Annotated in this window: 13 protein-coding genes; 11 read left to right on the top strand and 2 right to left on the bottom strand. The window is 64.1% G+C overall.

What is annotated here, in order from left to right; translation table 11 throughout:
• Positions 1-55 precede the first annotated feature (55 nt).
• The 7 genes from DIE13_RS20710 to DIE13_RS20685 all read left to right on the top strand — a co-directional run bounded on the left by DIE13_RS20710 (position 56) and on the right by DIE13_RS20685 (position 8,855).
• Entirely contained in the window at positions 56-1,453 is a 1,398-nt protein-coding gene (locus DIE13_RS20710; protein WP_124828832.1) for an ethanolamine ammonia-lyase subunit EutB, read from the top strand.
• The gene (gene eutC, locus DIE13_RS20705; protein WP_124828831.1) at positions 1,450-2,241 is read left to right on the top strand and encodes an ethanolamine ammonia-lyase subunit EutC; all 792 of its coding nucleotides are present in this window, start codon (positions 1,450-1,452) and stop codon (positions 2,239-2,241) included. Before DIE13_RS20710 ends, eutC begins: the two co-directional genes overlap by 4 nt.
• A 378-nt stretch (positions 2,242-2,619) precedes the next feature.
• Positions 2,620-2,742 carry a hypothetical protein gene (locus tag DIE13_RS33460; protein WP_260435085.1) on the top strand — a complete coding sequence of 41 codons (123 nt, stop codon included), beginning with the start codon at positions 2,620-2,622 and terminating at the stop codon, positions 2,740-2,742.
• Positions 2,743-2,875: 133 nt separating this feature from the next.
• On the top strand, positions 2,876-6,433 hold the full coding sequence (locus DIE13_RS20700) for a type VI secretion system Vgr family protein (protein ID WP_124828830.1): 3,558 nt from the start codon (positions 2,876-2,878) through the stop codon (positions 6,431-6,433).
• Between the two features lie 130 nt (positions 6,434-6,563).
• Positions 6,564-7,946, top strand: coding sequence for a hypothetical protein (locus DIE13_RS20695; RefSeq protein WP_124828829.1), 1,383 nt, complete (start codon positions 6,564-6,566; stop codon positions 7,944-7,946).
• Position 7,947: 1 nt separating this feature from the next.
• Positions 7,948-8,235, top strand: coding sequence for a PAAR domain-containing protein (locus tag DIE13_RS20690; protein ID WP_124828828.1), 288 nt, complete (start codon positions 7,948-7,950; stop codon positions 8,233-8,235).
• Positions 8,236-8,414: 179 nt separating this feature from the next.
• A complete protein-coding gene (locus tag DIE13_RS20685; protein WP_124828827.1) occupies positions 8,415-8,855 on the top strand; it encodes a hypothetical protein in 441 nt (146 codons plus the stop codon).
• A gap of 42 nt (positions 8,856-8,897) precedes the next feature.
• Here the strand turns inward: DIE13_RS20685 and DIE13_RS20680 are convergent, their stop codons facing one another.
• Positions 8,898-9,782 (bottom strand): LysR family transcriptional regulator, encoded by an 885-nt coding sequence (locus tag DIE13_RS20680; RefSeq protein WP_124828826.1) that lies wholly within the window; start codon positions 9,780-9,782, stop codon positions 8,898-8,900.
• A gap of 146 nt (positions 9,783-9,928) precedes the next feature.
• On the opposite strand from DIE13_RS20680, the gene DIE13_RS20675 reads away from it, so the two are divergent.
• Positions 9,929-11,551: an MFS transporter gene (locus DIE13_RS20675; protein WP_124828825.1), complete on the top strand. Its 1,623-nt coding sequence runs from the start codon at positions 9,929-9,931 to the stop codon at positions 11,549-11,551.
• A 244-nt stretch (positions 11,552-11,795) separates the two neighbouring features.
• On the opposite strand, the gene DIE13_RS20670 is transcribed toward DIE13_RS20675, so the two are convergent.
• Positions 11,796-12,224 (bottom strand): pyridoxamine 5'-phosphate oxidase family protein, encoded by a 429-nt coding sequence (locus DIE13_RS20670; RefSeq protein ID WP_124828824.1) that lies wholly within the window; start codon positions 12,222-12,224, stop codon positions 11,796-11,798.
• A gap of 322 nt (positions 12,225-12,546) precedes the next feature.
• On the opposite strand from DIE13_RS20670, the gene DIE13_RS20660 reads away from it, so the two are divergent.
• From DIE13_RS20660 to DIE13_RS20650, 3 genes are all read left to right on the top strand, one after another.
• Positions 12,547-14,073 carry an aldehyde dehydrogenase family protein gene (locus DIE13_RS20660; protein ID WP_124828822.1) on the top strand — a complete coding sequence of 509 codons (1,527 nt, stop codon included), beginning with the start codon at positions 12,547-12,549 and terminating at the stop codon, positions 14,071-14,073.
• A gap of 324 nt (positions 14,074-14,397) precedes the next feature.
• Positions 14,398-14,937 carry a hypothetical protein gene (locus DIE13_RS20655; RefSeq protein WP_124828821.1) on the top strand — a complete coding sequence of 180 codons (540 nt, stop codon included), beginning with the start codon at positions 14,398-14,400 and terminating at the stop codon, positions 14,935-14,937.
• Between the two features lie 206 nt (positions 14,938-15,143).
• Positions 15,144-16,178, top strand: coding sequence for a helix-turn-helix domain-containing protein (locus DIE13_RS20650; RefSeq protein WP_124828820.1), 1,035 nt, complete (start codon positions 15,144-15,146; stop codon positions 16,176-16,178).
• Positions 16,179-16,212: the final 34 nt, after the last annotated feature.

Below are 16,212 nucleotides of genomic sequence, written 5' to 3'. Positions count from 1 at the left end.
GGCGTGCCCTGCCGAGCAGGGTGCGCCGTCGGCATTTGGCAAGGAGATTCGAACGATGTCCTATACGGAGACGATCGGCCCGCGCACGTACCGCTTCGCGGACCTGAAGACGCTGCTCGCGAAGGCGAGCCCGCTGCGCTCGGGCGACCAGCTCGCCGGTGTCGCGGCGGCGAGCGAGGAGGAGCGCGTCGCCGCGAAGATCGCGCTCGCGGGCGTGCCGCTGAAAGCGTTCCTGAACGAAGCGGTGATTCCGTACGAACACGACGAAGTCACGCGCCTGATCCTCGACGATCACGATGCGGCCTCGTTCGCCGAAATCTCGCATCTGACGGTCGGCGATTTCCGCAACTGGCTGCTGTCGCCGGTCGCCGACGGCGCCGCGCTCGAACGGATCGCGCCGGGCCTCACGCCCGAGATGGTCGCGGCCGTGTCGAAGCTGATGCGCAACCAGGACCTGATCGCCGGCGCGCGCAAGCGCCGCGTGGTCACGCGTTTTCGCAACACGGTCGGGCTCGCGGGCCGGATGTCGGTGCGGCTGCAGCCGAACCACCCGACCGACGACGTGAAGGGCATCGCCGCGTCGATGCTCGACGGGCTGATGTACGGCTGCGGCGACGCGATGATCGGCATCAACCCGGCGACCGACAGCCTCGCGGCGATCGTGAAGCTGCTCGCGATGATCGACGCGTTTCGCGAGCGCTACGGCGTGCCGACGCAGTCGTGCGTGCTGACGCATGTGACGAACACGATCGCGGCGATCGAGAAGGGTGCGCCGGTCGATCTCGTCTTTCAGTCGATCGCGGGCACCGAAAAGGCGAATGCGAGTTTCGGGATCTCGCTCGCGCTGCTCGGCGAGGCGCACGAGGCCGCGTTGTCGCTCAAGCGCGGCACCGTCGGCAACAACCTGATGTACTTCGAGACCGGGCAGGGCAGTGCGTTGTCGGCGAATGCTCACTTCGGCGTCGACCAGCAGACCTGCGAAGTGCGCGCGTACGCGGTCGCGCGCAAGTTCGACCCGTTCCTCGTGAACACGGTGGTCGGTTTCATCGGGCCCGAATACCTGTACGACGGCAAGCAGATCATCCGCGCGGGGCTCGAGGACCACTTCTGCGGGAAACTGCTCGGTGTGCCGATGGGCTGCGACATCTGCTACACCAACCACGCGGAAGCCGACCAGGACGACATGGACACGCTGCTGACACTGCTCGGCGCGGCCGGCATCAACTTCATCATGGGGATTCCGGGCGCGGACGACGTGATGCTGAACTACCAGAGCACGTCGTTTCACGATCAGTTGTACGTGCGCGAGGTGCTCGGCCTGCGCCGCGCGCCCGAGTTCGAGGAGTGGCTGGAGACGATGGAAATCGCCGACGCGCACGGTGCGCTGCGCGCCGCGAACTCGCGCGTTCCGCTGCTCGCGGGTGCGAACGACTGGATGGGGATTTCCGCATGAGCGACGCCGTCGAAAAGAACCCGTGGGCGCAGCTGAAGTCGTTCACCAACGCGCGCATCGCGCTCGGCCGCGCGGGCAACAGTCTGCCGACCGCGCCGCTGCTTGCGTTCAACCTGTCGCACGCGCAGGCGCGCGACGCGGTGCACCAGCCGCTCGACGCGGACGCGCTGCGGCGCGAGATCGATGCGGCCGGCTTCGCGACGCTCGGCGTGCAGAGCGCCGCGCCCGACCGTCAGCATTACCTGCGCCGGCCCGACCTCGGCCGCAAGCTGTCCGACGACGGGCGTGCGCTGCTGGCCGGTTATGGCGCGGCGCTCGACGACGCGCCGGACGTGGTGTTCGTGGTCGGCGACGGGCTGTCGGCGTTCGCGGCCGCGAAGCAGGCGCTGCCGCTGCTGGAGGCCATGCGTCCGCGGCTCGACGCGGACGGCTGGCGGATCGGGCCGGTGGTGGTCGCGACGCAGGCGCGCGTCGCGCTCGGCGACGAGATCGGCGAGCTGCTGCGTGCGCAGGTCGTCGCGATGCTGATCGGCGAACGGCCGGGGCTCAGCTCGCCGGACAGCCTCGGCGTGTACCTCACCTGGGCGCCGAAGGTCGGTTGTCACGACGCACTGCGCAACTGCATCTCGAACGTGCGGCCCGAAGGGCTGCCGCACGCGGCCGCCGCGCACAAGCTGCATTACCTGATGACGCACGCGCGCCGCCTCGGGCTGACGGGCGTCGGGCTGAAGGACGACAGCGATGCACTGGCGCCGCCGGCTCATGCGGAGCGGATCGGGGCTGCTTGAATAGCCACTCGCATCGAAAGTCCATAAACACCCGCAGCTTCGGCGACAACTGCCGGCTTGGCGCAACACGTTGATTGCTTGCCGCACGCGGGACGGCGCGAGCGTTGCAAGCGCCGCGCATCTTGGCATTGCTGCGCTCTGTCTCGATCGGTCCGTCGAACAGGTTTCGCGCACCTGGCAAACCACTACCTCGATCGTTTGCACGGCTTCCGGGCTCATCGGCCCTGAAAGCGCGCGACTACTGGCGCATTTGACGCCGGTCAGCACGCTTGAAAATTCGCATTGCGAATTTCGAATTCGTCTGATTGATTCATCTTTCTCATTCGCGCAAATTTCGTGTGGCGCAATCATCACCGATTTGTCGAGAAAGGAGACCCGATGAGTGACGAGTCGAATGCACCGCCCCATCTTTCCTTCACCGGCAACTCATTTGCTGCACGCGTGACCAAGGCCAGCAGCACCATTCGGGTGATGCCAAGGCGAAAGCGATTGTTGGATTGACGCACGATTAAATCGGATCGGTTGATTCGGTTGGCCTCATTTCATTTGTTGCGGATTTTCCGCAATGTTTGTCCATGGATAGCGGCCGCGTTTCGATGTGATATGGCCGGCGCCCGATATAACGAGGGTAAGAATGGCGGAATTCGATCGCGTGACAAGTTATTTGACGGGGCGGCAATCGGCGTATCTGAAGCTGATGCGGCGCAAGTCGAAGCGCGATCCGGAGACGGGCGAACCGCCTCCCATGCCCACGGTGTCGGTCGTATCGTGGGTCGTGCGCGAGGCGATCTGCGAGCCGTACAGCGTCAAGGCGGTAGTTGCCGCACCAATTGCGATTCCGAGAAAGACGGTGCTCGGGCAACTCGCGAAGTTTTCGGTTCAACCCGAGGACGGACGCGCCAAGCGCGAATTTGCCGGCTTCGTGACGCAGTTCGACTCCGTATCGGAATCCCGTGACGGTTACACCTACCGTATTGTGATGCGCCAGCATCTGGCCGTCATGGACGGCCCGAGCAATTGCGCCACGTACCAGGGAATGGCCTCGTGGGAAATCATCAAGGAGATTTTGGCGCGTTACGACCTCCGCTTCTGGATACAGGTCGAATTCAATCTGCGCCGCGAGCATCCCAGGCACCCATTCCGCTTCCAGTACAACATGGGCGACTGGGACTACATCAAGCTCGAGATGGAGCAAGCGGGCCTGTACTGCTACACAAAGACCGGCGAGCACGGCGACGTGCTGGTGATCGCGGACGACGTTGACGGCTATATGCGCCCCGCAGTACCCGTACTGGATCGTCCCACTGCCGGGTTGGCGACCTTCGAGGAATCGATTTTTTCCTTCAAGGTCCGCTCGCGCGTCGTGCCGGAATCCTACCTGGTTGCTGACTACAACCCAGAGCAGGCGTGGGAGCGCTTCCGTGCCGAGGACCGCGCCGTATCGGACGACGAGACCATGATCGGCAAGCCCTATGTCTGGGGCACGCATCACGACGACGCCGAAGGGGCCAAACGCGAGGCGCAGTTGCGCCATGAAGCGGCATGCGCCAGCCAGATTCGTTACTCGGTGGAGTCGACCGTGCTGGCCATCCGGCCTGGGAGCATCGTGCAGTCTGATCGGGCGCTCGAGGATGCCGGCGCGGCAATGTTCGTGACAACGGTCGTGCATCGCGGCGCGCGGAACGCGAGCTACGTGAACAGCTTCACGGCGATTCCGGCCGATCGCCCGTACCGGCGGGAAATTGACGAGCGTCGGTGGCCGAAAATTCCGGGCACGCTAGGCGCGACTATTACGTCGCCTGACAAGTACAAATTCGCCTACCTGACCGACAAAGGCGAGTACGTTGCGCGGTTTCACTGCGACTTCGGCAACTGGCCCAAGGGTGGGGAAAGCGTTCCGTTGCGGCTCGCCAAGCCGTTCGCAGGCAGGAACCATACGGGCATGCACATGCCCGCGTTGGACGGCGACGAAGCACTGATCGGCTTTCGCGAAGGCAATCCGAACAAGCCCTTTATTGCGGCCTTTATCCACAATAGCGAGCGCCCCGACCTGATTAATTCGTCACGACGGCGCATGTCGCGTAACGAGATCCGAACGCAATCCGGCAACAAGTTCTGGATGGACGATTGGGACAATCAGGAAGGCATCGAACTCGGTACGGAGCACTCCGGCCGCTCGCAACTCCATCTCGGCCATATGGTGGACCGCGCACTGAACCAGCGAGGCGCGGGTGCCGAACTGCGGACTTCAGGGCATGCGGTCGCGCGAGGCGGCGCAGGTGTGATGGTGACGGCCTACGACCGGCCGGGCGGCGCGGGCAAGCAGCTTGATATGGCCGAGACGATCGCGCAACTCAAGGAAATGTTGGCGCTGGCCGAATCGCTGGCGAAGTCGGTCGAGGCGTCGAAGGCATCGCCTGCGGATACCCAGGCGCAAAAGGCGATCAGCGACGGGCTGGACGAATTGAAAAGGCCGGGCGCGGTCGTGACTGCACCGGGACCGGTTGGCGTGGTCTCGGGCGACGGTGTGCAACTCGCCGCCGATGGTTCGATCATCGGGACCGCGAAGAAAGGAATCCACTTTAGCGCGCTCAAGAGGATCACCGCCGCTGCGGGCGGTCAGTTGTCACTGTTCGCGCGGAAGGGCATGAGCCTGATCGCGTCGGCCGGCGAGGTCGTTGTGCAGGCCCAGCGAGGCCGCATGCAGCTTGCGGCGCAGGAAGACATGACGGTCGAAACGGTCAATGGCGTTTTGCACGTGAAGTCGCCGAAGGAAATCCTGCTCAACGTCGGCGGCTCGTATATCCGCCTGAATCCGGAAGGGATCGAGATGGGCTCGCGCGGTCGTGTGCACTTCAGGACAAGTGGCTTGAAGAAGACCGGGTCAGCGCAACTGGATCTGAGCGGCGCGGCGTTCGCGCCGGCTTTCGTGCCGTTCAAGACGGAGTGTGAGGTCTGGCGTACCAATCCGAATTTTGTACAGCCGCCAGCCTCGGCACCTGAGCCGAACGGGTCGCAATGGGAGTCACAGGGTAATACTGGGGCCGTGCCGCCCGTTCCTGCGTCAGATACCGGCGCAACAGTACCGCCATCATTCCTGGGGGACATCTTCGGTGGGAAATCAAGTGCGAAAGCAGGAGTGTCGAGCAATCGCGGCCTGACAGTTAACGATCCGGACAATGAGCAACAAAAGTGCATCAGGCCTGATCCGATTCAGCTATTAAGTCCCGCTCCATGTAATTGGCAACTGGCTGATTTTAGTGAGTCAGTCAGCATGATGCGGGAGACGCCGACGTATCAGAAATACGGTTGGACGAGAACTGAGCGACTTAATAATGGTGACGATCCGGTTATGTGTGCCGGAACAGCGATCACCACATGCCAGTTCGCCTACGATTCGAGTAATAAAACGCTGACGGCGAAGGTCGTTACCGCATTGGTGCCGCGGCTGCTGGTGAAAATGAATCGGGCAACAGGGGAGCCGTTGCGCGACGAAAATAACCGGTACATTGTAGTGCAATATGAAACGTTCAGGAATGGAGCCAATTCCGGAAAATCGTTTGCCGAGCATGGCTTGATGCAGGTCGAACGTGACCCGAAGGAAGTTGACGCTTCAACCTACAAGAACCAGATTGAAAAGACATTGAATCAGGGTAATTACAAGCTGATTCTTGATGGCTGTCAGAAGGGAGGCGCCTGCGGTTGTCGAATCGCCGTCAAATTCTGTGCTGATGTGCGTGTGGTAAGGGCGGCTGACGCGCCAGCGCTCAACCCGAACATCACCATTAGCCTGTATCCGACGACTGAACGGGCAGATGCTATGAATTGGCCAGAAAAAGAGTATCAGAAGCAGGTGGCAACAGGGCGATATACGGAAAGGGTTGCGCAAACAAAAGCGCATGAAATCGGGCATCTCTTTAATTTTCCTGACGAATACTGGCAGCAAGGGGGATTTGTGCACTCGATTTATGTCTGGGATGGCGTGAATATTGATTTTGCGCTTGCTGATGCAAATAAAGATAAGAATACGTTCTGGATTATTGAAACTGAAACCAATCTGATGGGCGGTGGATGTCTTCAGCCGACGGCGACGATCTCCCCGTATTACCTCGAATACATCCGGAGGTGGTTCTCCGCTCATACCAACAAGTTGTGGAGGGTCGGCTATGACGCGTCAGTCAAGAAAGCATGAACAGATAACGAAAGGTGAGTCCCCAATATGGGGACTACTCTTGTCGGGCAGGAGTGGTTTGCAGTTTTCTGACGTAGCTCGAAAGCTGGCTCTGTTGATAATTCTTGTATGGATGGGGGGTGGATTCGTTATGGCGAATGATTTCAGCAACGGTTCCATGAAGCCTGGTGCGTTTTCCCTTTCGTGGTCTGGTGGCCTTGAGTATGGCTCGAGAGAAATGACTTTTGATGGCGAAGGAAGGTTTTATTTTGCCAAAGGGGATACTATCAACGATAAATCGCAAACGGGCGTGGGTGTTTTTGTTCTCAGTCTACAGCATAAAGATGCGCAGCAACTGAAAGACGTAGCTCACACTTTGTGTGACAAGGATATTCAGTCAGGCGGACCAGAAACTCATGATCCTGCCGCAACATTTAGCGTTATCTGCCAAGACGAAGGCAAAACCGTACGGAGATCCGGTTCATTGCGTCTGATTCCAGAGCGCTTCAGGCGTCAGGTTTTTGACACGCCTCTCAGGCTATCCGAGCAGGCACGCTCGGATGGTCGAAAGATCATCAAGTTGGATTTCGAGACCGTGAGTATCGAGCATAAAGGCGATCATTACATCGTGTCGATTGAATTTATCAATTCCGGCAATCGATGGATTAAATTTAAAACACCAGATCTATTGCCAGGCAATACTCGGGGTGGAGGGATTGCCGTTGCGCCGATTAGTGAGATTGGGAAGATGCAGCTTCGCGATGATTGGGGATTTAATTTGGCAGGTAAAACACTGATAAATAAAAATGAATTTCCGGATGGGATTGTCGTGCTCAATCCTGGTGAAGGTAGGATTTTGAAGATCGAGGCTGTTCCGGATAATAAAATTTTAAAAGGTGTGTACGAACTTTCCGGTGTGGCTTTTATGGAAATAGAATACGAGGGCTATGGCTGGGGGCTGTCAACGCACGTCGATTTCAGTCCGATTAAAAGCCAAATAACTTTCGACCAGGACTATCCTTCAACGCCACAGGAGCGTGAGCAGTGGGAGACCACGCATCGCGCAAACATGTCATATCACGCGGTGAAGCCCGGTGAGACGTTCGCGGAGGACGGCCTGTATCGCGCAGTGCGTCTGAATGCCGGCGGCAGCTACCGCAGCTTGCAAGTGATGCCATTCAAGGCCGGCGACGTCGCCACGACCGACAGCGTGAAGATGCCGCTGGAGTCCGGAGACGGTGTCCATCTCAATGGGCCGGTACAGTGGATATGGGAAGGCAGTGCCCCGACCCCCACGAAGCCATTCTCGTCGGCCTACGTCGAAGGCACGGAGCAGTTCAGCTCGCCCGGCGCGACGTGTCCGCGTGGCGGCCGTTGGGTGGCGCGCGTTCGCGCGAATGCGGGCTACCCGACGCCGGAATACCGCTATGACCTGTCCCGCATCGTCACGATGCGGCGCGGTCAGCCGATGCCGTCGATTCCGAGCGACGCCGGCAACGCCGGCAACGCCGAATGGGAATGGGTGGGAGTCTGAAATGTGCGAACGTGCCCTGATCTATCAGCATAACCGGACGACGGCGAACGGCGTCGTGCTTGACGGCCTCGATGACGTCGAACTCGACGATCGCAAGTTGAGCCACGTGGGCGCGCGGGTCCAATGTGCTGCGTGCAACACCATTGGCCGGATCGAGCCGGTCGGTGAGCGCTTGGACCATGAACTGAGCGACAAACAGCCCGCGCTCGAAGACGACTTTTGCCGGTGCGCGTGTAATCCCTCGCCGCGGCTGATTGCATCGCAGCGCCACTCGATGATCGAAGCGTGACGCGATATTCACGAAGACGCGATGAAATATCGCTGGGATCAACGCGTGCCGCCCGAGTGGCAGCACCCCAAACCGCCGCCTGTATGGGTCTACCTCGTCTTGTTCCTCGTGATCTTGTGCGGTGGCTGGCGCAGCGGCTCTATGCCGACGACGTGTGGCGCCAATACGGGTAAGCAGCGATGAAGGCATTTCGGCAATTCAGCATTCCCCGGTTCGTGGCGTTGTGGTGGCTCTCGCTGCTGGCGTGTGCCGTCTGGATGACTGCGAGTTACTGGTATGCGTCGGAAGTACTGGGTACGGCAACTCCCTTGCAATATGCGTTGATCTTTCTGGGCTTCACGGTGGGGCTGATCGCAGACGAACTGTGCGATCGCTGGCGATGGCATCTCGCATGCATCCTTCATATAGAGGATGTCGTCGACGGCGTGTGTCCTGACCGGGAACACGAGATTGCGCAGGCGGCGGTGTGGCGCTGGTATGAGCATCGAGGCAAGCCGTGGTGGATCAGTTCACATCGGGAACGGCCGCATGTGCGCACGGCGGATGCGTGGCAGCGTTTTGAGGCGTATGACCGTGCGATGAAGCGGCAGATACGCGCGGCCCGAAACCACGAGGTATGACGTCGCATCGGCGTTCCTGATTCACAGGCGCCGGACTGAACGCTACCTGAACAGCCGCTCGCACAGGAAATCGACGAACACGCGCAGCTTCGGCGACAACTGCCGGCTCGACGGCCACACGATCGAGAACTGCCCCGGCGCGATCCGGTAGTCGTCGAGCACGGTGACGAGCGCGCCCTGTTCAAGCGCGTCGCGCGCGAGGAAGTCGGGCATGTAGCCGATACCGAGCCCGGCGAGCACGGCGCCGCGCAGCGCTTCCATGTTGTTGCAGGTCATCGCGGTGCGCAGTTTCAGCGGCGTGCCGTCGTCGGCCGCGAGCGCCCAGTCCTGCAGCTTGCCGGTGGTCGGGAAGCAGTAGCGCACGCAATCGTGCGCTTCGAGATCGCGCGGTGCGTGCGGCGTGCCGGCCTGCGCGAGATACGCGGGCGTCGCGCACAGCACGAACGCGAACGGGCCGAGCCGCCGCGACATCAGGCTCGAATCCGACAGCGGACCGCTGCGGATCACCGCGTCGAAGCCGCCCTCGACGACATCCACCATCCGGTCGTTGAAATCCAGGTCGAGCTCGACGTCCGGATAGTGCTGCTTGAATTCGGGCAGCACCGGCAGCAGGAACCGGTAGCCGATTACCGGCAGGCTCACGCGCAGCTTGCCGCGCGGGCGCTGCGCGGACGCCGTCACGGTGGCTTCGGCATCGCGGAAATCCTCGAGGATGCGCTGGCAGCGCTCGTAGAAATGGCGCCCTTCGTCAGTCAGCGTGACGCGCCGCGTCGTGCGGTTGAACAGGCGCACGCCGAGCGACTGCTCCAGCCGTGCGATCGTCTTGCCGACCGCCGATGCCGAGATGCCGAGCGCGCGGCCGGCCGCGACGAAGCTGAGCGCTTCTGCGGTGCGCACGAAGGCGGCGATGCCGTTCAGGTTTTCCATCGACGTAAGCGAGCTGGTTCGGTGCAGGATGATTGCAGAATTTTAGTCCGTTATATCCGGAGCTTCGCGTGGTTTTTCGTGGATTGAATCGGATTTATCTTCTGTCGCTCTGGCGGCGCGTCTGCGCGGCTTTTCGAGGAGCGATGATGTATCAGCCTTTTTCAGCCGCTTCGACGCAGTCGGCACGCCGGCGTGCGTGGGTGCTGGCCGCCGTCTGCATGGCCGCCGTTGCGCTGCCGCTGTCGTTTTCGGGCGGGGCGGTCGCGACACCCGCGATCGGCCGTGACCTGCATGGCGGGCCGGTCGCGATGAACTGGATCACCAACGCATTCATGCTCGCGTTCGGCAGCTTCCTGATGGCGACGGGCGCGCTCGCCGACCAGTTCGGACGCAAGCGCGTGTTCGCGATCGGCGTCGGCGGTTTCACGCTGATGTCGGTTGCGCTTGCGTTCGCGCCGTCGATGCTCGCGGTCGATTTGCTGCGGGCCGCGCAAGGGCTCGCGGCGGCCGCGGCGCTCGCGGGCGGCACGGCGGCGCTTGCGCAGGAGTTCGACGGCGCGGCGCGCACGCGCGCATTCAGCCTGCTCGGCACGACGTTCGGGATCGGACTCGCTTTCGGGCCCGTGCTCGCCGGCTGCCTGATCGCACACTACGGCTGGCGCGCGATCTTCGTCACGGGCGCCGTAGCGGGCGCGCTGTCGCTCGGCGTCGGGCTGCCGCGCATGCACGAGTCGCGCGATCCGCATGCGACGGGGCTCGACTGGCCCGGCACGGCCGCGTTCACCGCGGCGCTGACGTCGTTCACGTTCGGCGTGATCGAGGCGCCCGCGCGCGGCTGGGCGGATCCGCTCGTCGTCGCGCTGCTGGCGGGCGCGGCGCTCGGCGCGGCGGCGTTCGTCGCGATCGAGACGCGCGTGGCGCGGCCGATGCTCGACCTGTCGCTGTTTCGCATTGCCCGCTTCGTCGGCGTGCAGGTGCTGCCGGTGTCGACCTGCTGCTGCTACATCGTGCTGCTGGTCGTGCTGCCGCTGCGCTTCATCGGCATCGACGGCTTCAGCGAAATTGACGCGGGCTGGCTGATGCTCGCGATTTCCGCGCCGATGCTGGTCGTCCCGCTCGTCGCGGCGACGCTCACGCGCTGGCTGTCGCCCGGCGTGATTTCCGGGATCGGGCTGCTGATCGCGGCCATGGGGCTCGTATGGCTGGGCATCGCGCTGCGCGGCGGCGCGGGGCCGGCCGCGATCGCGCCGATGCTCGCGATCGGCGTCGGGGCCGGCATGCCGTGGGGGCTGATGGACGGGTTGTCGGTCAGCGTCGTGCCGAAGGAGCGCGCGGGGATGGCGACGGGGATCTTCAGCACGACGCGCGTGGCTGGCGAAGGGATCGCGCTCGCGATCGTCGGGGCGGTGCTGGCGGCGCTCGCGCATGCCGGCTTGTCGCTGGCGACGACCGGCACGTCAGACGCGTCCGACGCGACGCTGCGCGCGGCCGCGCGGCTCGCGACCGGCGATCTCGCCGGTGCGGCGGCCGTGTTGCCGGGTATCGGTCGTGCGGCGCTGCTCGCGAGCTATACGCATGCGTTCGATCGGCTGCTGATCGGGCTGGCGGTCGTGACGGTGCTGTGTGCGGGCGTGGTGTTCGCGTTTCTTGGCGCGCGGCCGGCGGTGGGTGACGCCGACGCGCGGGAGGATGGAGAGGCCCATCCGCATGTCGACGCGCCAGCGTGCCGCCGGACCGAACCGGATTGCGCGGAGGCGAGCGGGCGGTGAGTGGTGTGTCGTAGAGGGTTGGCATGACGGTGACGGCGTGCGGGGCGTTCGTGCATTTCGTCTTCACCGTAACCGCGCATCGACGATCCGCTCCCTGTGCGAATCATCCTCGAGCCATCGAGCGTTGCGTTGCGTTGCGTCGTCGTACCGATGATTGATCCGACGCATCGCGTCGGTACGCGCAGCGGTAACGCAGTGTCGTCGGCCTTGTTTCGACAGCGGCAAAGAGCGAGAACGCCGCGCGTCACGCCAGCACGAGCGGCGGCAGGGCTTCATCAGCCCGCATGTGCGCACGCTCGACGTCAACGACCACATGGCGCAGCGCATCGGGCCACAGATGCGCACGGCTTCCCGCATCCTCGTCGATCGTCGCGCGTCCCTGCACGAGCCATGTCGTCCGCCCGACGAAATCCACGAACAGCAGCGCGATTGCCGGATTCACGAGCAGGTTGCCGATCGTGTTGAACAGTTTGTTGCCCGCGAAATCGGGCAGCACCAGCGTGCGGCGATCGGGCAGGTCGACGAGCGGGCAGAACGAACCGTCCGCGCGCGGCTGCCGGCCGCGGTACGAACAGTCGCTGTCGCCCGCCGTATTGGCGGTCGCGACGATCAGGAATGCCTGCTCGCGAATGAACGCGATGGCGTCGTCGCTCAGGGGGGCGGGGTCGCTCATGGTGTCGGTCGGTGGGTGGCCGATGTTGCGAATACGGCGTCAGCACGCAAGCGACATGCCATGCATCGGGCGTCACACACGGTGCGCCGCCGTGCATCGGCACTGTGGAAAATCCGAACACCTGCCGCGGCGATGTGCCGGCGCGGTGTTCAGAATCGGTACACCCGTTCATCGCGCGCGTGCCCCGCCAGCCGCGAGCGGCCGGGCGCACCGTTCCTGTTCCCTCTCGGCTCCGTTTGGCACGCATGTTGCGTAACCGGTGCAGCGCGATCCAACCGGCGCTGTATTCACACAAGCCAAGCACGATGAACAGGAGACATGTATGAACCCGTTTGACCTGAAACAACTGGGCCTCGACGTCGAATATCCGTATCGTCAGCAGTACGACAACTACATCGGCGGCAAGTGGGTTCCGCCGGTGAAGGGCGAGTATTTCGAGAACGTGTCGCCGATCAACGGCAAGCCGTTCTGCCGCGTGCCGCGCTCGAGCGCCGACGACATCGAGATCGCACTCGACGCCGCGCACGCCGCACGCCGCAAGTGGGGCAAGACGTCGGTGGCCGAGCGCGCGAACCTGCTGCTCGCCGCCGCCGACCGGATGGAGAAGAACCTGAAGCTGCTCGCGGTGGCCGAGACGATCGACAACGGCAAGCCGCTGCGCGAGACGATGGCAGCCGACCTGCCGCTCGCGATCGACCACTTCCGCTATTTCGCGGGCTGCATCCGCGCGCAGGAAGGCGGCATTTCGGAGATCGACGACAACACCGTCGCGTATCACTTCCATGAGCCGCTGGGCGTCGTCGGCCAGATCATCCCGTGGAATTTCCCGCTGTTGATGGCCGCATGGAAGCTCGCGCCGGCGCTCGCGGCCGGTTGCTGCGTGGTGATGAAGCCGGCCGAGCAGACGCCTGCGTCGGTGATGGTGCTGATGGAGCTGATCGGCGACCTGTTCCCTGCCGGCACGATCAACATCGTGAGCGGCTTCGGCAAGGAAGCGGGCGAAGCGCTCGCGACCAGCAAGCGGATCGCGAAGATCGCGTTCACCGGCTCGACGCCGGTCGGCAAACACATCCTGCGCGCGGCGGCCGAGAGCCTGATTCCGTCGACGGTCGAACTGGGCGGCAAGAGCCCGAACATCTTCTTCGCGGACGTGCTCGACCAGGACGACGCGTTCCTCGACAAGGCGCTCGAAGGCCTCGCGATGTTCGCGCTGAATCAGGGCGAAGTGTGTACGTGCCCGTCGCGGATCCTGATCCAGGAATCGATCTACGAGCGCTTCATCGAGAAGGCCGTCGCGCGCGTCGAGCGCATCAAGGCCGGCCACCCGCTCGACCTGCAGACGATGATTGGCGCGCAGGCATCGCAGCAGCAGCTCGACAAGATCCTGTCGTACATCGACATCGGCCGCGACGAAGGCGCGCAATGCCTGACGGGCGGCGAGCGCACGGCGCCGGCAGCCGAGCTCGGCACGGGCTACTACGTGAAGCCGACGATGCTGCTCGGCAACAACAAGATGCGCGTGTTCCAGGAAGAGATCTTCGGGCCGGTCGCGTCGGTGATGACGTTCAAGGACGAGCAGGAAGCGATCGAACTCGCGAACGACACGTTCTACGGGCTCGGCGCGGGCGTCTGGACGCGCAACGGCACGCGTGCGTACCGAATGGGCCGCGAGGTCGAGGCCGGCCGCGTGTGGACCAACTGCTACCACCTGTACCCGGCGCATGCGGCGTTCGGCGGCTACAAGCAGTCGGGCATCGGCCGCGAGACGCACAAGATGGCGCTGTCGAACTATCAGCAGACGAAGTGCCTGCTGGTCAGCTACCAGGCCGAGGCGCTCGGGTTCTTCTGATCGCCGAAGCAGGCGGCGAAGTGCCGGAGCCGGCCAGCAGCGCAACGCTGGCCGGTGCGGTTGACGGTTGCGGCCGGCGGCGGATTTCGCGGAAGGTTCGACGGCCGGACGATGCCTGTCCGGCCGTCAGGCGGCACCCGCGCCGACGCAATGCGCCGGTGAGCGTTCGTCCGGCACTTCGCCGTTTTCGCCTTTCGACATTCGACATTCGACATTCGACATTCGACATTCGATACGCGGCATCGGCTGCGCGTTGCCGGCGGTCGGTGTCGGTAACGGCATCGGTCGTCGCATCGCGCACCGATGGGCCTGATGGAAACCCGCATGGCAGAACCACCCCGATCCTATCCGCGCCACCCGGTGTTCCACGCCGGTGAGCTCGACGCGCATCGCCGGTTCGGCGTCGCCGACGAAGCCGAGCGGATGAGCGACGTCGTGACGACGCGGCTGAGCATCGGCGTGCGACAGTTCGTCGAGTCGCAGCCGTTCATGTTCGTCGGCGCGACGAGCGGCGGGCCGGCGCTCGTGACCTGCGACATCGTGCAGAGCAGGCGCGACGCGAACGGCGATCTGTGGCCGGTCGTGCGCGTGATCGACACGAAGACGCTGCGCTTCGCGCTGCCGATGCGCGGCGCAGGCGAGCGGATCGATGCGCGTGCTTGTGACGGCGGCGTCGGGTTGCTGTTCATCGATTTCGTGCGCGGCATCCGCTACCGGATCAATGGCCGCGCGACGTTGCGTACCGATCTGCCGGAAGCGGACGCGGCGCCCTGGCCGGCCGGCAGCCCGATCGTCGAACTGGCGGTCGGGCAGGCATACGGCAACTGCGGCACGCGGGTCGTGCGGTTGCGGCCCGGCGCGTAGCCCGTGGCCCGCGCGGCCTCTCGCAGCCGCCAGCCGCCGGTCGTGCATATGTCGCACCCGCATGGTGCGCGGCACGCCGTCTCCGGGTGCGCCCGCATGGCGCGCGTCGCCCGGGCAGCGTGGAATGACGGGCTTGTCGCCGGACCGAGCGGTTCGGCACGGGATTTGCGTGATGGACGCGGTTCCGGGCAGGTGAGGAGAACACGATGGATCAACGAGTGGCGTGCATCGGCGAGCCGACGGCCGAGGATACGCGGTGCAGCGCGCAGGGCGACGACGCGCTGGCCGGCCAGGCCGTCGTCAGCGTCGCGCATGACGCCGACGAGCAGGCGCGCAACCTGATCGGCTGGCGACAGACCTACGACCAGCTCGCGGCCGGCCGCTTCGTCGGCACGCTGACCGAGTTGCCGCTCGACACGATGAAGCTGTTTCGCGAATCGACCAGCCACCTGCTGCGCCAGGCGTGCGAGGTGCGCGGTGACGCTTACTGGTTCGGCGTCCCGCTGGTGAGCGACGGCACGGCGCGCGTCGATGCGTGCCGCATCGGGCCCGGTGCGCTCGCGTTCCGGCCCGGCAACGTCGAATTCGAATTGCTGACGCCTGCGCAGTTCTCGATCTACGGCGTCGTCGTGCGCGGCGACGTGCTGCGCCGTTATGCGGAGGAGGTCGAACACCGCGCGCTCGACGAGCGGCTGTTCACGCAGCACGTGATCCAGGTCGGCGACACGCGGCTCGCGCGTCTGTGTGCGTTGCTCGGCCGCCGGCTCGACGGTGCGGCGGCCGTGGGCGGCCCGCTGCCGGACGCGCAGCGCGACGACCTGCAGGCCGAGGTGCTGGCGGCATTGTTCGATGCGTGCGCGCAACCGGCGGACGACGGGGCCGGGGGCGCACCGTCGACGCGGCGCTGGATCGTCGAGCAGGCACGCGAATACGTGCTCGCCCATCGCACGCGGCCGGTCGGCGTGCCCGAGCTATGCGAGCAGTTTCACGTGAGCCGGCGCACGCTGCAGTACTGTTTCCAGGACGTGCTCGGCATGGCGCCCGCGACCTATCTGCGCACGCTGCGGCTGAACGGCGCGCGGCGCGACCTGTGCGGGCGGGTGGCGGGTTCGGTGCAGGATGTCGCGGAAGCGTGGGGTTTCTGGCATCTGAGCCAGTTCGCGACCGACTACCGGCGGTTGTTCGGCAAGCGACCGTCGGAAACGCTGCGCGAGCGCGCGACGATGGTGGCTGCCGGGTGAGCCACGCGGCGGCGCGTGGATGCCGCCGCTACCG

The organism is Burkholderia sp. Bp9016 (assembly GCF_003857765.1).
Classification (GTDB): domain Bacteria; phylum Pseudomonadota; class Gammaproteobacteria; order Burkholderiales; family Burkholderiaceae; genus Burkholderia.
The sequence above is the reverse complement of the archived record's forward strand: the minus strand, read 5'-3'. Positions and strand labels throughout refer to the sequence as shown.